Consider the following 17,255-nt stretch of genomic DNA (forward strand, 5'->3'; position numbering starts at 1 on the left):
CTTACCTATTGATTCTTAATTACTAGCGATAAGGCCAATTTTATGACTATAGCAACGTTTGCCGATTTACTGCAGGAAGCGCGTAAACAACCTAAGCCCCAGCGGCTGCTGTTTGTGTTCGTTCGCGCAGAACTGCCCGATTTCCCTGATGCCGAGCAGCGCCGTCGCTTTGAACAGGGAGAAGGAGGCGTGTTGGTGCCTGTGATATGTGTAGATAAGTCGACGGAGGAACTGAGCAGCATGGCGGCGTTGGTCGAGGAGTCTCGCCGTACCGAAATCGAATGGGATCTAGTCTTCACTGCGGCAATGGACGATCCAGAAGATGACACCGAAGTTGAACGGCAGCTCCAGCGCATGATGGAGTCGCTGCAAATGGGTAATATCACCGCCTTCCTCGCCTTCAATCATCACAGTGATGCGGTTAACGTTGGCTAGGGGTGGCTACTATGGAGCACTATTTTCTCATCAAGCACCTGCACATGACGGCCGCTGCGCTGAGTATTACGCTTTTCGTGGTCCGCGCCTGGTGGTCGGTGCGGGAAAGCCCCCACCTTGACGCCCGCTGGATCAAGGTGCTGCCCCATCTCATCGACACGGCCTTGCTGGGGCTGGGGGTGACCTTGATGGTGTTGCTTTCCGTGTGGCCCTGGCAGCTTCCTTGGCTTGGCGCCAAACTGCTGGCGCTGCTGGCCTATATTGGCGTTGGCTCCATCGCGATTAAACGCGGGCCAACGCCCAAGGCGCGCGCCATAGCCGCCGTTGTGGCGGTGGCCATCTTCGCCTACATGTTGGGGGCCGCTATTCGCCACAGCCCTTTATCCTGGTTAGCATGAGTCTTGGGCAATTTCGTCCTTTGTTGCCTCATGAGAGAATTACAAAAACGTTAAACCATAAACTCTAATCAGAGGGCAGATGTCAGGCTGCTTCGAGAGGGCGCGAGGGGCCAAAGTGCTCGAAGTGTCGGCGATCCTCGTCGACACCCAGTTCAGACAAAGCGCTGTTAATCGCCGTCATAAATCCTTGAGGGCCCACGAAATAACAGCGTGTCTTAAGGTCTGGCAGGTAGTGAGCTAATAAGCTGCGGTCGATACGACCAATATGTTCGGCTTCGTTACCACGCTCATGAATACGGACAGCCTTAAGATGTTGAGGATACTCGCTCTTCAGCGCCTCTAATTCGCCTTTAAAGGCCTGGTGGTCGGCATCCAGGGCAGCGTGTAGATAGATGACTTGCCGCCCAAGGGATAAGGCATGGCGCGCCATGGGAAGCAGGGGCGTTTGACCAACGCCGCCGCTGGCAAGCAGCAGAGGCTCGTCACCTTCAATCAGCGTCAGATCACCTGCTGGCGGTAACAGTTCCAAGATATCGCCTGGTTGTAAGACATCATGGAAATGACGACTGACTTGGCCCTGTTCTTCACGTTTGATCGAGATTCGATAGCTTTTGCCATTCGGCGTGTCTGAGAGGCTGTAATGCCGATAAACCAGCTCGCCATTAATGGTTAGACGTACACCGATATACTGACCTGGCTCATGGTCAGCCACACGGCCTCCATCCTCGGGCTCAAGGATAAAAGAGCGAATTAAAGCACTTTCCTGCTGGGTACTGGCAATCTTGAAACGGCGTGTGCCGCGCCATCCGCCCGGGCGCTGCTCAAACTCACGGTAGCGCTGGTCTTCGAGGTCGATTAACAGAGCGGCAAGCTCGTTATATAGAGCGCCCCAGGCATCGGCGATTTCCGGGGTGACAGCTTCACCCAGCACTTCACCAATTGCCGCCAGCAAACATTCACCGACGATGGGGTACTGCTCGGGAAGAATGCCTAGCGAGACATGTTTACTGACCACAATATCCAGCGTGGCGCGCGCCTGAGCTGGGTTGCTGCGTAGTTGAACATAGGCCAACACGGCGTTGGCCAAGGCTCGGGGCTGACCACCGCTTTGCTGATGAACCTCATTAAAGAGCGGTTTGACCTCTGGGTAGCGGGTAAACATCAGCGGATAGAAGCGCTGGGTAATCGCATTCAGGTGTTCGGCCACAACGGGAGCTGTTGCGTTGATCAGTTTTTCCTGCTCATGTGTTAGCACTGTTAATCCCTCGCTTATTAAGAAGTATTTAAAATGAATCTTAATGCTGCGGATCTATAAATGCTAGCATAAGATGTATTTTTGATGCATGTCATAGTCTTTGTTGATAGCTAGGCGCACAATTATATTTCCAAGTAATTTAGTCGGGATCATGCCATGCCAATGACCACTTCATCCCAACCTGCTTCTAAACCTGAACATCTGCCATTAATGCGCCTGGCTTTTAGGCCTTTCTTTCTGTTGGCCGCGCTGTTTAGTGTGGCGTCCCTATTGGTGTGGTTGGGCTTCTGGCATGGCACTATTTTGCTGCGCCCTTATGGCGGCTTGGTGTTCTGGCATCAGCATGAAATGTTGTTTGGTTTTGCTGCGGCAGTGGTAGCGGGGTTTTTACTAACTGCTGTGCGTAACTGGACTGGGTTGCCGAGCTTAAGCGGCGTGCCGCTACTGGGTCTGGTGATGTTATGGCTATTGGGTAGGGTGCTGATGGCTTTTCCTATGGGTTTGCCGGGATGGCTGCTGCTGGCGGTTGATCTTGTGTTTCTGCCGGTGGTCGCCATTGTTATGGCGCATCTGGTCATCACTGCAAAGCGGTGGCGCAACTTGATCTTTATACCTGTGCTGCTGTTGTTTGCCACGGCTAATCTGGCGATGCACTTAGGGGTGATACAGGGTGACGCTGAGCTTATCCGCCAAGCCGCCTACTTAGCCGTGCTGTTAATCACACTGATGATGACAGTCGTTGGCGGACGCGTGATTGGCATGTTTACTGCGAACCGTTTGGGACGCACCAAACCTGAACCTATTGCTTTACTTGAAGGAGTGACGCTGGCTAGCACGGCTGGGGTTGTCGTGCTGCAGTTGGTTATCATGCTGGGTGTTGCCATTCCTGCGTCATTAATCGGCGGGGTGATGCTCTTAGCAGCGTTGGCCAATACTGTTCGCATGGCGCGCTGGGGTGGGCTGCACAGCTGGCGCGAACCTTTACTTTGGGGACTCCACAGTAGCTACGCCTGCATCCCGCTAGGGCTAATTATGTGGGTCTTGGCACTAATGGGGCTGATACGTACAGAGCTTGCTATACATGCCCTGACCATAGGTGGCATGGGTGCCATGATGCTGGCTATGATGGCCAGGATTTCGCTAGGTCATACGGGCCGCCCCATACGCACCCTGCCCGGTATGGGTGTGGCGCTGGGCTTCATGCTAATAGCCGCCTTGGTGCGCTCACCCGTCTTGGCGATATTTCCCCAGATTACCCACTGGACCTACACGCTAAGCATCATCTTCTGGTGTGTAGCCTACGCAATATTCCTAGTGCATTACACTTGGCCGTTAATGCAGGCGCGAGTCGACGGGCAGGATGGCTAGTGAGTGCTAAGCGGTGACAGTAGGAATGCGCATAAGTTGCGCCAGTTGAGAGCGTTGATTGCCCAGGAGGTCGGCCAACGTATAGTGGTCGAGCACACCTAGAAATGCTGACAGTGCATCATTAAGAATCGGTTGAAGGCGACATGCCGGCGTAATGATGCAGGCGTTGTCGCTATGAAAGCACTCCACTAAAGCCATGTCGTTTTCCATCTCGCGTACTAGCTCGCCTAACCCAATGGTTGCAGGATCACGTGTCAGCAGTAGGCCTCCATTCTTGCCACGAATAGCGGTAACGTAGTTCTTTTGACTCAGCTCCTGAACGATTTTCATCAAATGATTGCGTGAGATATTAAACGTCTCGGCAATTTCATTAATCGTAGAGCGCTCCTCCCCCTTGGTAGCAAGAAAGATCAATACGCGTATCGAATAATCGGTGAATCGGGTGAGATGCATGGAGTGCGTTTTGCTCCGAGAGTAATTCAGCTATAAAAAGTATGTTGTATGAATGTTCAGTGAGTTGCAATGTAAACGTGATTGAAGGCCTGCGAGCCTATACAGCTTTGCTACAGCAAGCATTAGCGCACGGTGTAATTTCAATAGCGCCAACCGTCTATTCCTTTCCGTTGGACGCTCTATCACCTTGGGGGTAGACAGGGTGTATTTGGAGGTAATTACGCAGTAATTCGCTTGTCGATCACGCAGAATCCACTCCATGGAACCCGCGCTGTCGGGTATGCAAATTTCCGAGGAGCCTGGAGATCGACCATGAGTCACTTCATAGATCGGCTGAATTTCTTCCGCAAGTCCCGCGAGCCTTTTGCCAACGAACACGGTGAACTACGCAGCGAATCCCGCCAGTGGGAAGATAGTTATCGTGCCCGCTGGCAGCACGACAAAGTGGTACGCAGCACCCATGGGGTGAACTGTACCGGCTCCTGTAGCTGGAAAATCTACGTTAAGAACGGTTTGGTTACCTGGGAAACCCAGCAGACCGACTATCCGCGCACCCGTCCTGATCTGCCTAACCATGAACCGCGTGGCTGCCCACGCGGTGCCAGCTACTCCTGGTATCTGTACAGCGCCAACCGACTCAAGTACCCCTTAGTGCGCAAGCCGCTGCTGGCGCTATGGCGCGAAGCGCTCAAGGCTAACCCAGACCCGGTCGACGCCTGGGCGTCTATTGTCGAAGACCCCGCCAAAACCAAACAGTACAAGCGTGCTCGCGGCATGGGCGGCTTCGTTCGCGGTAACTGGGACGAGCTCAACGAGCTGGTCGCGGCCTCTAACGTGTACACCGCGAAGCAGTACGGCCCCGACCGTATCATCGGCTTCTCGCCGATTCCGGCCATGTCGATGGTCAGCTACGCAGCGGGTAGCCGCTACTTGTCGCTGATTGGTGGCGTCTGCATGAGCTTCTACGACTGGTACTGTGACTTGCCGCCGGCCTCGCCAATGACCTGGGGCGAGCAGACCGACGTTCCCGAGTCCGCTGACTGGTACAACTCCGGCTACATTATCGCCTGGGGCTCCAACGTACCCCAGACGCGTACCCCGGATGCCCACTTCTTTACCGAAGTACGTTACAAGGGCACCAAGACGGTTTCGATCACCCCGGATTATGCCGAGGTTTCCAAACTGACCGACGAATGGCTGTCCGCCAAGCAGGGCACCGATGCCGCCCTGGCGATGGCCATGGGCCATGTCATCCTCAAAGAGTTCCACCTCGATAACCCGAGTGCTTACTTCACTGACTATGTACGGCGCTATACCGACATGCCGTTTTTGGTTGAGTTGGAGGCGCGCGAAGACGGCAGCTTTGCGCCTGGCCGCCAACTGCGTGCCAGTGATTTCGACACCGCGCTGGGCCAAGAAAACAATCCCGAGTGGAAAACCGTTGCCTGGGACGAAACCCGTGACCAGCTGGTGGTACCGCGCGGCTCCATCGGCTTCCGCTGGGGTGAGACCGGCGATGAAGTGGGCAAATGGAACCTGGAATCGCTGGATGCCGCAGGCACCGAAATCAAGCCGTTACTCAGTTTGGTCAACCACCACGATAGCGTCGCTCGCGTGGCGTTCCCTTACTTCGGTGGCATCGAGCACGAGCACTTTGAGCACGTAAAAGGGGCCGGCGTCGGCGCCGCCGATGACCTACTGTTCCACAATTTGCCCGCCAAACGCTTGAAGAGAGCCGATGGCAGCGACATGCTGGCGGTCACCGTTTTTGATCTGATGTGTGCCAACTACGGTATCGACCGTGGCTTTGTCGGCGACGGCGAAGATGATGGCGCGACCTCGTTTGATCAGATTCGCCCCTATACCCCCGCGTGGCAGGAGAAAATCACCGGTGTCTCGGCAGAGCAGTGCACTCGTATTGCCCGGGAGTTTGCCGACAACGCCCATAAAACCAACGGCCGTAGCATGATCATCGTTGGTGCCGGTATGAACCACTGGTACCACATGGATATGAACTACCGCGGCCTGATTAACATGTTGGTCATGTGTGGTTGTATCGGTCAGAGCGGTGGCGGCTGGGCTCACTATGTGGGTCAGGAGAAATTGCGCCCGCAGACGGGCTGGACCCCGCTAGCCTTTGGCCTTGATTGGCAGCGTCCGCCACGTCATATGAACTCTACCTCGTTCTTCTATAACCACTCCTCCCAGTGGCGCTACGAGAAGCTTGAGATTAAAGAAATTCTTTCGCCGTTGGCCAAGGCCGAGGATTACCCCGGTAGCCTGATCGACTTTAACGTGCGCGCTGAGCGCATGGGCTGGCTGCCGTCAGCACCTCAACTGGACACTAACCCGCTACGCCTGGCCAAAAAAGCCGAAGCCGCGGGTATGTCGACAGCCGACTATGCCGCTGCGCAGCTCAAGAGCGGTGAACTGCGCTTTGCAGCGGAAGATCCGGATGCGCCAGAGAACTTCCCGCGCAATATGTTCATCTGGCGCTCCAACCTGCTGGGCAGTTCCGGTAAGGGCCATGAGTATATGCTCAAGTACCTGCTGGGTACTCGTCACGGTATTCAGGGCAAAGACCTGGGCGACTTCGGCGGCCAGAAGCCCGAAGAAGTGGTATGGCGTGACGAGGCGCCGGAAGGCAAGCTCGACCTGCTGGTGACGCTGGATTTCCGCATGTCCACCACCTGCCTCTACTCGGATATCGTGCTGCCAACGGCGACCTGGTATGAGAAGGACGACCTTAACACTTCTGACATGCACCCCTTTATTCACCCGTTGACTGCCGCCACCGACCCGGCCTGGGAATCGCGCAGCGACTGGGATATTTACAAGGGTATTGCCAAGGCGTTTTCCAAGGTGTGTGTAGGCCACCTGGGCGAAGAGACCGACCTGGTCACGCTACCGATGCAGCACGACTCGCCAGGAGAGTTGGCCCAGCCGGCGGTGATGGATTGGAAGAAGGGCGAATGCGCGCCGATTCCCGGCAAGACCATGCCGTCGCTGATTGAAGTCAAGCGTAACTATCCCGAAACCTATGAGCGCTTCACCTCCGTTGGGCCGCTGCTGGAAAGCATCGGCAACGGCGGCAAGGGTATCGCTTGGAATACCGATGCTGAAGTCGAGCTGTTGGGCAAACTAAACCATCGCAAGCTGGATGGCCCGCATAAAGGGCGTCCGTTGATCGATAGTGCTATCGATGCCGCCGAGATGATTCTCACCCTGGCACCGGAAACCAACGGCGCCGTAGCAGTAAAAGCGTGGGATGCACTCTCCAAGATTACCGGGCGTGACCATACTCACCTGGCAACGCCTAAGCATGAAGAAAAAATTCGCTTTCGCGATATTGTCGCCCAGCCGCGCAAAATCATCTCCAGCCCGACCTGGTCTGGTCTCGAGGATGAGCATGTCTCTTATAACGCCGGTTATACCAACGTTCACGAGCTGATCCCATGGCGCACTGTGAGTGGTCGTCAGCAGTTCTATCAGGATCATGCCTGGATGCGCGCGTTCGGCGAAAGCCTGCTGGTCTATCGTCCGCCCATCGATACCAAAGCGGCCAAAGGCTTCCAGCTTCCCGCCGACAACGGCTTCAAGAGCAAGGCGCTGAACTTCCTCACGCCGCACCAGAAGTGGGGCATCCACTCCACTTACTCGGACAACCTGCTGATGTTGACGCTTAACCGCGGCGGCCCGGTGGTGTGGCTCTCCGAGGCTGACGCGGCTGAGATCGATATCGAGGACAACGACTGGATCGAGGTCTACAACGCCAACGGCTCGATTGCCGCGCGGGCAGTGGTCAGCCAGCGGGTCAAGGTGGGTATGGTGATGATGTACCATGCCCAGGAGCGCAACGTAAACGTTCCTGGCTCTGAGATAACCGGTACACGGGGCGGTATCCACAACTCGGTCACCCGTGTTTGCCCCAAGCCCACCCATATGATCGGCGGCTACGCACAGCTCTCTTACAGTTTTAATTACTACGGCACCGTCGGCTCAAATCGCGATGAGTTCGTGCTAGTGCGCAAGATGAAACACGTTGACTGGCTGGATGGTGAAGGCAATGACAGCGTTCAGGAGGCCGTGAAATGAAAATTCGTTCCCAGGTAGGCATGGTTCTCAACCTTGATAAGTGTATCGGTTGCCACACCTGTTCGGTGACCTGCAAAAATGTCTGGACCAGTCGCGAAGGTATGGAGTACGCCTGGTTCAACAATGTCGAGACCAAGCCCGGTATCGGCTATCCCAAAGAGTGGGAGAACCAGGCCAAGTGGAAGGGCGGCTGGATGCGCCGTAACGACGGCCGCATTGAACCGCGTATTGGTGGCAAGTGGCGGGTGCTGGCGAACATTTTCGCCAACCCCGACCTGCCCGAGATGGATGACTACTATGAGCCGTTCACTTTCGACTACCAACACCTGCATACCGCCAAGATCGGCGAGCACCAGCCGGTGGCGCGTCCGCGCTCGCTGATTTCCGGTCAGCGCATGAAAAAGATCGAATGGGGCCCGAACTGGGAAGAGGTCCTCGGCACCGAGTTCGCCAAGCGGCGCAAAGACGCCAACTTCGACAAGGTGCAGGCAGATATTTACGGCCAGTTTGAAAACACCTTCATGATGTACCTGCCGCGTCTCTGCGAGCACTGCTTGAACCCCACCTGCGTAGCCAGCTGCCCCAGCGGTGCGATCTACAAGCGGGAAGAGGACGGCATCGTTCTAATTGACCAGGACAAGTGCCGTGGCTGGCGGATGTGTATCTCCGGCTGCCCCTACAAAAAGATCTACTACAACTGGAAAAGCGGTAAGTCCGAAAAATGTATCTTCTGCTACCCGCGTATCGAGGCCGGTCAGCCGACTATTTGCTCCGAGACCTGTGTGGGCCGCATTCGCTATCTCGGCGTGCTGCTATATGACGCTGATCGTATCGAGGAAGTGGCAAACTCACCGGATGAGCGTGACCTCTACCACCGCCAGTGTGAGATTTTTCTAGATCCCAACGATCCGGAAGTGATTGCCCAGGCCAAGCGGGATGGCATCCAGGATAACGTCATCAAAGCCGCCCAGGCCTCCCCGGTTTACAAGATGGCGATCGACTGGGGATTGGCGCTGCCGCTGCACCCGGAATACCGCACGCTGCCGATGGTGTGGTACGTGCCGCCGCTGTCGCCGATTCAATCTGCCGCCGAGGCGGGGCATGTCGAGTTCGACGGCATCCTGCCCAAGATCGAATCGCTGCGTATCCCGGTGAAGTACCTGGCTAACCTGTTGACTGCCGGCGAAGAGGCGCCCGTGGTGTTGGCACTCAAGCGCTTAATGGCGATGCGCGTTTACATGCGCGGCAAGCATGTGGAGGGTGCCCCCAACGCCGAAGTGCTCGATGCCGTGGGGCTCAGCGTCGCCCAAGTAGAGGAGATGTACCGCTACCTTGCCATTGCCAACTATGAGGATCGTTTCGTGATCCCCACCAGCCATCGGGAAATGGCCACCGAAGCCTTCCCTGAACGGGGAGGATGCGGCTTTACCTTTGGTGATGGTTGCCACGGTGAGAGCCAGCCCAGCCTGTTTAATGGCCGTAAGCAGACCAGCGTGTTGGTAAAACCGGTAGAGGTCTTCGACCCGCAGCCACAACTTGAGGAGTCTCGTCATGACTGAAGCCGCTACCCAATCGCCGACCCTGGTAGAGCCGTCGTTCGAACCGCTACAGGGTATGCGTAGCCTACGCGTACTGGCCCGCCTGCTCGATTACCCGACCCAGGAACTGCAGGACGCCTGTGGCGAGCTTATCGAAATCCTCAATGCCGAGCGCCGCCTGGGGGCGGCTATCAAGTCGTCATTAATGGAGTGGTGTCAGCGACTTAACGATGGCGACTTGCTTGAGCTGCAGGCCGAGTATGTCGCCATGTTTGATAAGGGGCGCGCTACGTCGCTGCTGCTATTTGAGCACGTTCACGGCGAGTCCCGTGACCGTGGTCAGGCCATGGTGGATCTTATGGCCGAGTACAGCGCGGACGGGTTCGAGCTGGATGCCCGTGAACTGCCCGATCATCTACCGGTGTTTCTTGAATACCTTTCGCTGTGCGATGAAGCCGAGATCGGCCGCTGGCTGGGCGAAATACGCCATATTCTGGCGTTGCTGACGGCACGGCTGGAGGAGCGGGGAGCGGATCACGCGCTGGTACCGTTGTCACTGTTGGCGTTAATCGGTGCCGAGGGTGATGTTGAGGAGCATCGGCCCCAGGTCAAGAAAGAAGTGCCTGATAACACCCCCGAAGCCTTGGACGCCGTATGGGAAGAAGAGGCAGTGCGCTTCTCGGCGACTTCTGATGAAGATTGCGCTCTGCAGTCTGCCGAAGGGCGTCGCTTGGCCGAGCGCAAAAATACAGTGCACCGCGACCCCGTCAAAATCATGCCGTCCGCCTGGAGCGCTTCCCCTTCTTCAACTGTGGCCGATCGCTAAAAGGAGAATCGCCATGTTCATAGAGTACCTGCAACATCTTATCTACGGCTATTACCCCTATCTGGCCGGTACGGTGTTCTTGGTCGGCAGTCTTATGCGTTACGACCAAGGCCAGTTCACCTGGAAGACCGGCTCCAGCCAAATGCTGTCCTCAAAAAACATGCGCCTGGCCAGCAACCTGTTCCATATCGGGATTATCGTCATCTTCTTCGGTCATTTGGTGGGCATGCTCACGCCGCACTGGGTCTACGCGCCTTTCCTACATGCTGGCACTAAGCAGTTGATTGCCATTGTGGTCGGCGGTATCGCCGGTGCCATGTGCGTGGTGGGCGGCGCCATGTTGCTCTATCGGCGTGTGGTCAATCCACGCGTAAAGGCGTCGTCGAGCATGATGGATACTTTGATCCTGGGTTTAATCGTTTTACAGGCGTGCCTGGGTATGGTGACCATCATCTTCTCGCTAGGCCATATGGACGGTGAAATGATGCTGACGCTCTCCAGCTGGGCACAGTCGATAGTCTTCTTTAGCGGCGGTGCGGCGGATTACATGCAGGAAGTGTCGTGGATCTACAAACTGCATATCTTTATCGGCCTAACCATCATCCTGCTGTTCCCCTTCTCGCGCTTGGTGCATGTGTGGAGCGTACCGTTTGGCTATGTGACCCGGCGGTATCAGCTTGTCCGCCGTCGCGCCTAAACACTTACTGTGCTTGCCTAGGCCTAGAGGAGAAATAACATGCAGATGATTGATATCGAACAACTACCAGGAGGTGTCGCTCCGCCTCCGGTACGTGTCGGCGACGCCAGTATTGATGAAGCAACGATTGCGTTAGAGATGCAGTACCACCCCGCCGAAACGGCGGGGGAGGCCCAGCTTCAGGCGGCTCGTGCGCTGGTGGTTAGAGAGCTGCTGCGCCAGCGAGCTAACGTCCTGGGTCTACTATCGGCACAGGAAGCCAGCGAAGCGCAGGAGGATGCAGCGATTGCCGCCTTGCTCGAACAGGAGCTTGAGGTGCCCGAACCGGGGGAAGCCGATTGCCAGCGCTTTTTCGACACCCACCGTGAGCGCTTCAGTGAACCGGTTCAGTTGCGCGTTCGGCATATCCTGCTTGCGGCAGCGCCGGATGACTCCCAGGGCCGCGACGACGCGTACCAGCTTGGCGAAAAACTGCTTAAAGAACTTAATTCCATACCCGAGCGGTTTGCCGAATTTGCTCAACACCACTCCGCGTGCCCTTCAAAAGAGATGGATGGCGATTTGGGCTGGCTGGTATCAGGGCAGACTGTTCCAGAGTTGGATCGCGCTTTGCAGCACCTGCCCGAAGGCCTTCATGAGCGCCCCTTGGCGTCTCGCTATGGCTGGCATGTAGTAATCATTGACGAACGGCGTGAAGGGCGGGCGTTACCTTTCGATCAGGTGGCCGACCGAGTGCGTCACAGCCTGCGCGAGCAGGCGACGCGACGCGCATTGCGCCACTATTTGCTGGCGCTGGAAAGCGAAATAGGCGTCGAAGGAATTGTTCTGGATGACGATGCTGGCGGCAGCTTGATGCAATAGTTTGAAGCAATAGCAAAGCTAATAGGAGAGGCTTGATGTCCCATGTTCCTGTAAATGCACTTTTCACTCCGCTTGGCATCGCGGTGCTAACGGTTTCCGATACGCGTGGTTTCGATGAAGATGGCAGCGGTGACCTACTGGTTGAACATCTGAGCGAAAGCGGCCATACCCTGGTGGAGAGACGCATCGTTCCTGATGATATCTATCAGGTTCGTGCTGTGGTCTCGGAGTGGATTGCGCGAACAGATATCCACGCGATTCTGGTTAATGGCGGCACTGGCTTTACCGCCAGGGATACCACTCCCGAGGCGTTGATACCGCTGTTCGACAAAGCGATTGAAGGGTATGGAGAGCTGTTCCGCCACTACTCCCTGAAGACAGTCGGCACAGCGACGATCCAGTCTCGCGCCGTCGCGGGGGTGGCCAACCGAACGATGATGTTTGCCATGCCCGGCTCACCCAAAGCGTGTGCCTTGGCGTGGGACAACATTATCGCTTTGCAGCTGGACTCCCGCACTCGGCCCTGCAACTTCGCCGCCATGGTACTTCCTTCAGCGAACCCGTGTAGTGGACGAGCGACCTCTTCCAATGAGGTGGAGCACTTATGAACTGTCACTGTGCAGAAATCGTCACGCCCGGCTTGTTAGAGCTGTTTGTTGCACGCCAACGGCTTATCGACGCCGCCACGCCCATTAATGCAGTAGAAAACACCACCCTTGAACAATCGGCGGGGCGAGTGCTGGCAGAAACGCTGGTCGCACCTCTCGATATGCCGGGTGTGAATAATAGCGCTATGGATGGTTACGCGCTGTGCCTAGCTGATTACCAAGCGGCACTTCCCGGTGCAGGCTTACCCATTCTTCAACGCGTACCGGCGGGCGCAGGCGTCATGCTGCTACCGAAAGGAGGCTGCGCGCGTATTTTTACCGGCGCACCAGTACCCTTAGGAGCGGATATTGTGGTGCCTCAAGAGCGGGTCACCCTTGATCAGCACGGGCATATACACCTTGAGGGTAACTTGGCGCTAGGCGCTAACATTCGCCGCCAGGGTGAGGAGACCCGCATGGGAACCCCGCTACTCGCCGCGGGTACGTTGCTTGGTGCCGCGTCGATTGCGCTGCTGGCAAGCCATGGGATAAGTGCTGTGACCGTTAAACGGCGCCTGCGGGTGGCAATACTCTCAACCGGCGATGAACTGATTCCCCCGGGTGCTGCGCGATCACCGGGGCAGGTATACGACAGCAATCGCGCCATGCTTAACGTTCTGCTAGCACAGGCGCAGTGCGACGTGCTGGATTTGGGTATCATCGCAGATTCGCCGGCGTCATTGCATCAGGCCTTTGAGCACGCTCAAACCGCTGCAGATTTAGTGGTGTGCACCGGGGGCGTTTCGGTAGGCGAAGAGGATCATGTTCGTCCGGTAATCGAGCAGCGCGGCGGTCTGCATTTTCATGGTGTCGCGATGAAGCCAGGGAAGCCCTTTGCTTTCGGTTATCTAGGCGCGGAGCCTTTTTCTTCCACACCGTTAATGGCGCTGCCGGGTAACCCCGTGGCCTCCCTGGTGGGTTGGCAACTGCTGGCACTGCCGTTTATCCATGCCATGCAAGGTAGAGTTGTAGCGGCTCTACAGCGTTATCCAATAAAAGCGGGCTTTTCTCAGCGTGGACTTCATGGGCGCTGCGAGCTACTACGGGTGGTACTAGATTGGACTAACGGGGCACCGGTCGCGCAGTTAGCGGGCGGGCAGGGCTCACATATGCTCAGCGCGGCGAGTCAGGCTCACGGTTATCTAATGGTTAATCCTGACACCGACGTGATAGAAGGGGACTCCTACCTCTACTACCCGATCAGTCAGTTTGCCGCTTGAATCGCTTTTTCTGGCGTGACCACTGACGTCGTTTGCTTTTATAGGAGAGGGTATGGCTTCACATCATAAACCGCGCACACTGATTTATGCCTGCTCCGGCTGTTCTGATGTGGCGCAACTGGGCAATAGTGTTGCTCTGCGTCTTGATCATGCAGGAGAGGCAGAAATGTCCTGCATTGCTGGTGTCGGCGGTGGCGTGCCCGGCTTGGTGCGCATCGCCCGCTCCGGGCGGCCTATCGTAGCTATTGATGGGTGTCAGATGCATTGCGCCAGCCACTGTCTTTCCAAAGCGGGCGTTATACCCACTGAGCACGTCAAGCTGTATGAGAACGGCCTGCGCAAGCGACGGGGCCAGTTTTATGATGAGGAAACCATTGAAGAGATTACCGCTGAAGTGAAAGGCGCTCGTTAAAGTCTTCACTGAGCTCTGCCACCTTCTAAATGCACTGCAATGTGACTTCAGTCATATCACTAGTCATTTCGGTATGCTTTATTAGGTAGTCGTCTTGATGGTTTTTTCGATGCAAGGCGTGAGAACGGCGATTGAACTGTAATACTGCTTCCTTAGCTAACATTGAGGTCTGCACAGTACGCCGCACTGACCTGCCATTGCTAAACGGAGATGTTCAATGTCAATTCGCAATTTAGATGCGTTGTTTTCTCCCACCACGATCGCTTTGATTGGTGCCAGCAATCGCCCAGGCTCAGTAGGTGCTGTGCTGGCGCGCAACTTGTTTGATGCCGGATTCGAAGGGCCGATCCTGACCGTAAACCCAAGTGAGCGGGCTATCCGCTCGGCTCTCAACTACCATACGGTAAGTGAGCTGCCGCTAGCGCCTGATTTGGCCATTATTGCGACGCCACCAGATACGGTTCCCGGGCTGATTCGCGAGCTCGGCGAGCGTGGGTGCCGGGCTGCGGTAGTGATTACCGCGGGCTTCGGTGAGGGAGAGCATGCCGATGGCCAAGTGCTCAAACAGGCGATGCTTGATGCAGCCAAGCCTTACTTGATGCGTATTGTTGGCCCTAATTGCTTGGGGATTTTGGCACCGCACCAGGGGATCAACGCCAGCTTTGCGCATATTATGCCCCAAAAAGGGAATGTCGCCTTCGTGACGCAGTCTGGCGCAGTGGCCACTTCTATTCTCGATTGGGCATCAGCGCGGGGGATTGGCTTTTCGCATGTGGTGTCCCTCGGTTCGATGAGCGATGTCGATTTCGGCGATATGCTCGACTACCTCGCCCTCGACCCCAAGACGCATTCCATTCTGCTGTATGTTGAGGCCATTACTGAGGCACGCAAATTCCTATCGGCGGCTCGCAAGGCCTCACGCAATAAGCCTGTGGTGGTGGTCAAAGCAGGGCGCAGCGATGCTGGCGCCAAAGCCGCACTATCGCATACCGGGGCGCTGGCGGGCGCTGATGCCGTTTACGATGCAGCGTTTCGGCGTGCAGGCATGCTGCGGGTCAATACACTTGACGAACTGTTTCAAGCCGCAGGCACTCTGGCCACCGGTATCCACGTTAAAGGCGACCGGCTAGCTATTCTCACCAACGGAGGAGGAATTGGTGTGCTGGCAGTTGATGAACTGGCCGAGATGCAGGGGCGCTTGGCCGAGCTTTCTGAAGCGACACTTGCGCGTTTGGATAGTGTGCTGCCATCCACGTGGTCGCATGCCAATCCCGTCGATATCCTCGGTGATGCGCCAGGGGAGCGCTACACAAGTGCACTTGAAGCCTTACTCAATGAGAAGGAAGCGGATGCGATTCTTGTTATGAACTGCCCCACAGCGGTCGCAGATAGCCTGGACGCTGCCCAAGCGGTGGTTGATACCCTGGGGTCAAAACGCCCGGCAGTTCTTACCTGTTGGCTGGGAGAAGGGGCGCCAGCTAAGGCCCGCCGTTTGTTTGCTGCACAAAAAATTCCAACTTACGAAACGCCTGAGCAGGCCATCCGGGCCTTCTGGCACTTATCCAGCTACTGGAGAAACCAGCAAACGTTGATGGAAACGCCACCGCCCATTTCCACTGGCGGTACCATCGATAAAGCCAGCGCGAACGCCATTATTGACCAAGTCCTTAAAGATGAGCGCAACGTGCTAACCGAGCCAGAGGCCTCGGCAATATTGTCAGCTTATGGGATTCCAACCGTCCCTGCCATCGCTGTGCATACACCGGAAGAGGCGAGTGAAGCAGCAAAGCAGTTGGGCTTTCCGGTTGTGTTGAAGATCCTCTCGCGTGATATTTCGCATAAGTCTGATAGTGGCGGAGTACAGTTGAACCTGGCCTCGCCCGGTGCGGTGGCACAGGCGGCCGAAGATATGCTGGCGACGATTCACCAAGTGGCGCCTGAGGCGCGGTTAGATGGTTTTAATGTACAGCCGATGATTCGTCGCCCTGGGGCGCATGAGCTGATTTTAGGTGTTGCGGAAGATAGCGTTTTCGGGCCGATTATTATGTTTGGCCAGGGAGGCACGGCAGTAGAGCTAATCGGTGACCGGGTGGTGGGTCTCCCGCCACTCAACCCGCTGCTAGCACAAGAAATGATCCAGGCGACACGTATCTCACGTTTGCTGCGCGGCTACCGTGACCGTCCTGCGGCCAACTTGGAGGCGATTTCTCTCACCCTCATTAAACTGTCACAGTTGATCAGCGATCTGGATCGCGTGGTTGAACTGGATATCAATCCGCTACTGGCCGATGCCAGCGGAGTGATTGCCTTGGATGCGCGCATCGTGGTCAAGGCCGACCGTGAACAGCGGCCTCCGTTTGCTATCCGCCCATATCCGCAGCAACTTGAGCAAACTATCGAAACACGCAATGGGCAACGTTATTCACTGCGCCCCATTCGACCCGAAGATGAAGGTGCGCTGGTGGAAATGCTTCGTCATTCCACGTCCGATGATGTGCGGCTACGCTTCTTTGCCGCCATCCGGCGGTTCGACCATGCCTTCGCCGCCCGGCTGACTCAGATCGATTATGATCGGGAAATGGCGTTTGTTGCGTTGCCGCCAAATAAGCAGGAAATCGTGGGTATTGTCCGCTTATCTGCCGATCCCGACAAAGAAAAGGCGGAGTTTGCGATCATGGTGCGTAGTGACATGAAGGGCACCGGGCTTGGCTATCGGCTTATGCAGCAAATGATCGACTATGCGCGTGAAAGTGGCTTTCAGCAGGTCTTTGCCGATGTTCTGCGAGAAAACCATGCCATGCGGGAAATGGCGAAAGAGTTTGGCTTCGTGGTTCAGCCCGCCAATGATGAGACGGATACCGTCATGGTCGTGCTTAATCTGTAACGCCACTACCTCTTTGACTGGGGTGTAGAGAAGATTCCCGCGTTAGCGCCAAGCAATCAGTACCGCTAGTACGCAAACGCCCCGCTGGATATGCCAGCGGGGCGTTTGCGTACTAGCGACTTAATCTTCTGTGGAAGTGTCAGATATCCCACCTATGCAAACCAAG

Annotated in this window: 14 protein-coding genes; 12 read left to right on the forward strand and 2 right to left on the reverse strand. The window is 56.2% G+C overall.

From position 1 onward, the window contains the following. Positions 1–42: 42 nt before the first annotated feature. Positions 43–435, forward strand: coding sequence for a ribonucleotide reductase subunit alpha (locus ACWI0H_RS10180; RefSeq protein WP_485876064.1), 393 nt, complete (start codon positions 43–45; stop codon positions 433–435). An 11-nt stretch (positions 436–446) separates the two neighbouring features. Continuing rightward, on the forward strand, positions 447–833 hold the full coding sequence (locus ACWI0H_RS10185) for a SirB2 family protein (protein WP_485876065.1): 387 nt from the start codon (positions 447–449) through the stop codon (positions 831–833). An 82-nt stretch (positions 834–915) separates the two neighbouring features. On the opposite strand, the gene hmpA is transcribed toward ACWI0H_RS10185, so the two are convergent. Next, the gene (hmpA, locus tag ACWI0H_RS10190; RefSeq protein WP_485876066.1) at positions 916–2,088 is read right to left on the reverse strand and encodes an NO-inducible flavohemoprotein; all 1,173 of its coding nucleotides are present in this window, start codon (positions 2,086–2,088) and stop codon (positions 916–918) included. 156 nt (positions 2,089–2,244) lie between these two features. Between hmpA and ACWI0H_RS10195 the strand changes: the two genes are divergently transcribed. Further along, complete coding sequence (locus ACWI0H_RS10195) at positions 2,245–3,456, forward strand: NnrS family protein (RefSeq protein WP_485876067.1); 1,212 nt, start codon at positions 2,245–2,247, stop codon at positions 3,454–3,456. A 6-nt stretch (positions 3,457–3,462) separates the two neighbouring features. Here ACWI0H_RS10195 and ACWI0H_RS10200 read toward each other — a convergent pair whose 3' ends face one another. Then, a complete protein-coding gene (locus tag ACWI0H_RS10200; protein WP_485876068.1) occupies positions 3,463–3,909 on the reverse strand; it encodes an Rrf2 family transcriptional regulator in 447 nt (148 codons plus the stop codon). A 312-nt stretch (positions 3,910–4,221) separates the two neighbouring features. Here ACWI0H_RS10200 and ACWI0H_RS10205 point away from each other — a divergent pair, with 312 nt between their 5' ends. The 9 genes from ACWI0H_RS10205 (at position 4,222) to ACWI0H_RS10245 (ending at position 17,089) form a co-directional block, all read left to right on the forward strand. After that, positions 4,222–8,004: a nitrate reductase subunit alpha gene (locus ACWI0H_RS10205; protein WP_485876069.1), complete on the forward strand. Its 3,783-nt coding sequence runs from the start codon at positions 4,222–4,224 to the stop codon at positions 8,002–8,004. Further along, positions 8,001–9,563 (forward strand): nitrate reductase subunit beta, encoded by a 1,563-nt coding sequence (gene narH / locus ACWI0H_RS10210; RefSeq protein WP_485876070.1) that lies wholly within the window; start codon positions 8,001–8,003, stop codon positions 9,561–9,563. The genes ACWI0H_RS10205 and narH overlap by 4 nt, the downstream gene beginning before the upstream one ends. Beyond that, entirely contained in the window at positions 9,556–10,368 is an 813-nt protein-coding gene (gene narJ / locus ACWI0H_RS10215) for a nitrate reductase molybdenum cofactor assembly chaperone (protein WP_485876071.1), read from the forward strand. The genes narH and narJ overlap by 8 nt, the downstream gene beginning before the upstream one ends. Positions 10,369–10,381: 13 nt before the next feature. Next, positions 10,382–11,065, forward strand: a complete 684-nt coding sequence (narI, locus tag ACWI0H_RS10220; protein ID WP_062362493.1) for a respiratory nitrate reductase subunit gamma — start codon at positions 10,382–10,384, stop codon at positions 11,063–11,065. A 39-nt stretch (positions 11,066–11,104) separates the two neighbouring features. Next, the gene (locus tag ACWI0H_RS10225; RefSeq protein ID WP_485876072.1) at positions 11,105–11,926 is read left to right on the forward strand and encodes a peptidylprolyl isomerase; all 822 of its coding nucleotides are present in this window, start codon (positions 11,105–11,107) and stop codon (positions 11,924–11,926) included. 35 nt (positions 11,927–11,961) lie between these two features. Next, positions 11,962–12,534, forward strand: a complete 573-nt coding sequence (gene moaB, locus ACWI0H_RS10230) for a molybdenum cofactor biosynthesis protein B (protein ID WP_485876073.1) — start codon at positions 11,962–11,964, stop codon at positions 12,532–12,534. Then, entirely contained in the window at positions 12,531–13,793 is a 1,263-nt protein-coding gene (locus ACWI0H_RS10235) for a molybdopterin molybdotransferase MoeA (RefSeq protein WP_485876074.1), read from the forward strand. Before moaB ends, ACWI0H_RS10235 begins: the two co-directional genes overlap by 4 nt. A gap of 52 nt (positions 13,794–13,845) precedes the next feature. Beyond that, positions 13,846–14,205, forward strand: a complete 360-nt coding sequence (locus ACWI0H_RS10240; protein ID WP_485876075.1) for a putative zinc-binding protein — start codon at positions 13,846–13,848, stop codon at positions 14,203–14,205. 217 nt (positions 14,206–14,422) lie between these two features. Next, positions 14,423–17,089 carry a bifunctional acetate--CoA ligase family protein/GNAT family N-acetyltransferase gene (locus ACWI0H_RS10245; RefSeq protein ID WP_485876076.1) on the forward strand — a complete coding sequence of 889 codons (2,667 nt, stop codon included), beginning with the start codon at positions 14,423–14,425 and terminating at the stop codon, positions 17,087–17,089. The last annotated feature ends 166 nt before the right edge of the window (positions 17,090–17,255 follow it).

Source organism: Halomonas sp. NYA30 (assembly GCF_976980765.1).

Bases quoted from the DNA above. Each gene is read 5' to 3' on its own strand.
- ACWI0H_RS10205 (WP_485876069.1), top strand. From the start codon at position 4,222: ATGAGTCACTTCATAGATCGGCTGAATTTCTTCCGCAAGTCCCGCGAG.
- ACWI0H_RS10240 (WP_485876075.1), top strand. From the start codon at position 13,846: ATGGCTTCACATCATAAACCGCGCACACTGATTTATGCCTGCTCCGGC.
- narJ (WP_485876071.1), top strand. From the start codon at position 9,556: ATGACTGAAGCCGCTACCCAATCGCCGACCCTGGTAGAGCCGTCGTTC.
- ACWI0H_RS10245 (WP_485876076.1), top strand. From the start codon at position 14,423: ATGTCAATTCGCAATTTAGATGCGTTGTTTTCTCCCACCACGATCGCT.
- ACWI0H_RS10235 (WP_485876074.1), top strand. From the start codon at position 12,531: ATGAACTGTCACTGTGCAGAAATCGTCACGCCCGGCTTGTTAGAGCTG.
- ACWI0H_RS10180 (WP_485876064.1), top strand. From the start codon at position 43: ATGACTATAGCAACGTTTGCCGATTTACTGCAGGAAGCGCGTAAACAA.
- narI (WP_062362493.1), top strand. From the start codon at position 10,382: ATGTTCATAGAGTACCTGCAACATCTTATCTACGGCTATTACCCCTAT.
- narH (WP_485876070.1), top strand. From the start codon at position 8,001: ATGAAAATTCGTTCCCAGGTAGGCATGGTTCTCAACCTTGATAAGTGT.
- ACWI0H_RS10200 (WP_485876068.1), bottom strand. From the start codon at position 3,909: ATGCATCTCACCCGATTCACCGATTATTCGATACGCGTATTGATCTTT.
- ACWI0H_RS10225 (WP_485876072.1), top strand. From the start codon at position 11,105: ATGCAGATGATTGATATCGAACAACTACCAGGAGGTGTCGCTCCGCCT.
- ACWI0H_RS10185 (WP_485876065.1), top strand. From the start codon at position 447: ATGGAGCACTATTTTCTCATCAAGCACCTGCACATGACGGCCGCTGCG.
- moaB (WP_485876073.1), top strand. From the start codon at position 11,962: ATGTCCCATGTTCCTGTAAATGCACTTTTCACTCCGCTTGGCATCGCG.
- ACWI0H_RS10195 (WP_485876067.1), top strand. From the start codon at position 2,245: ATGCCAATGACCACTTCATCCCAACCTGCTTCTAAACCTGAACATCTG.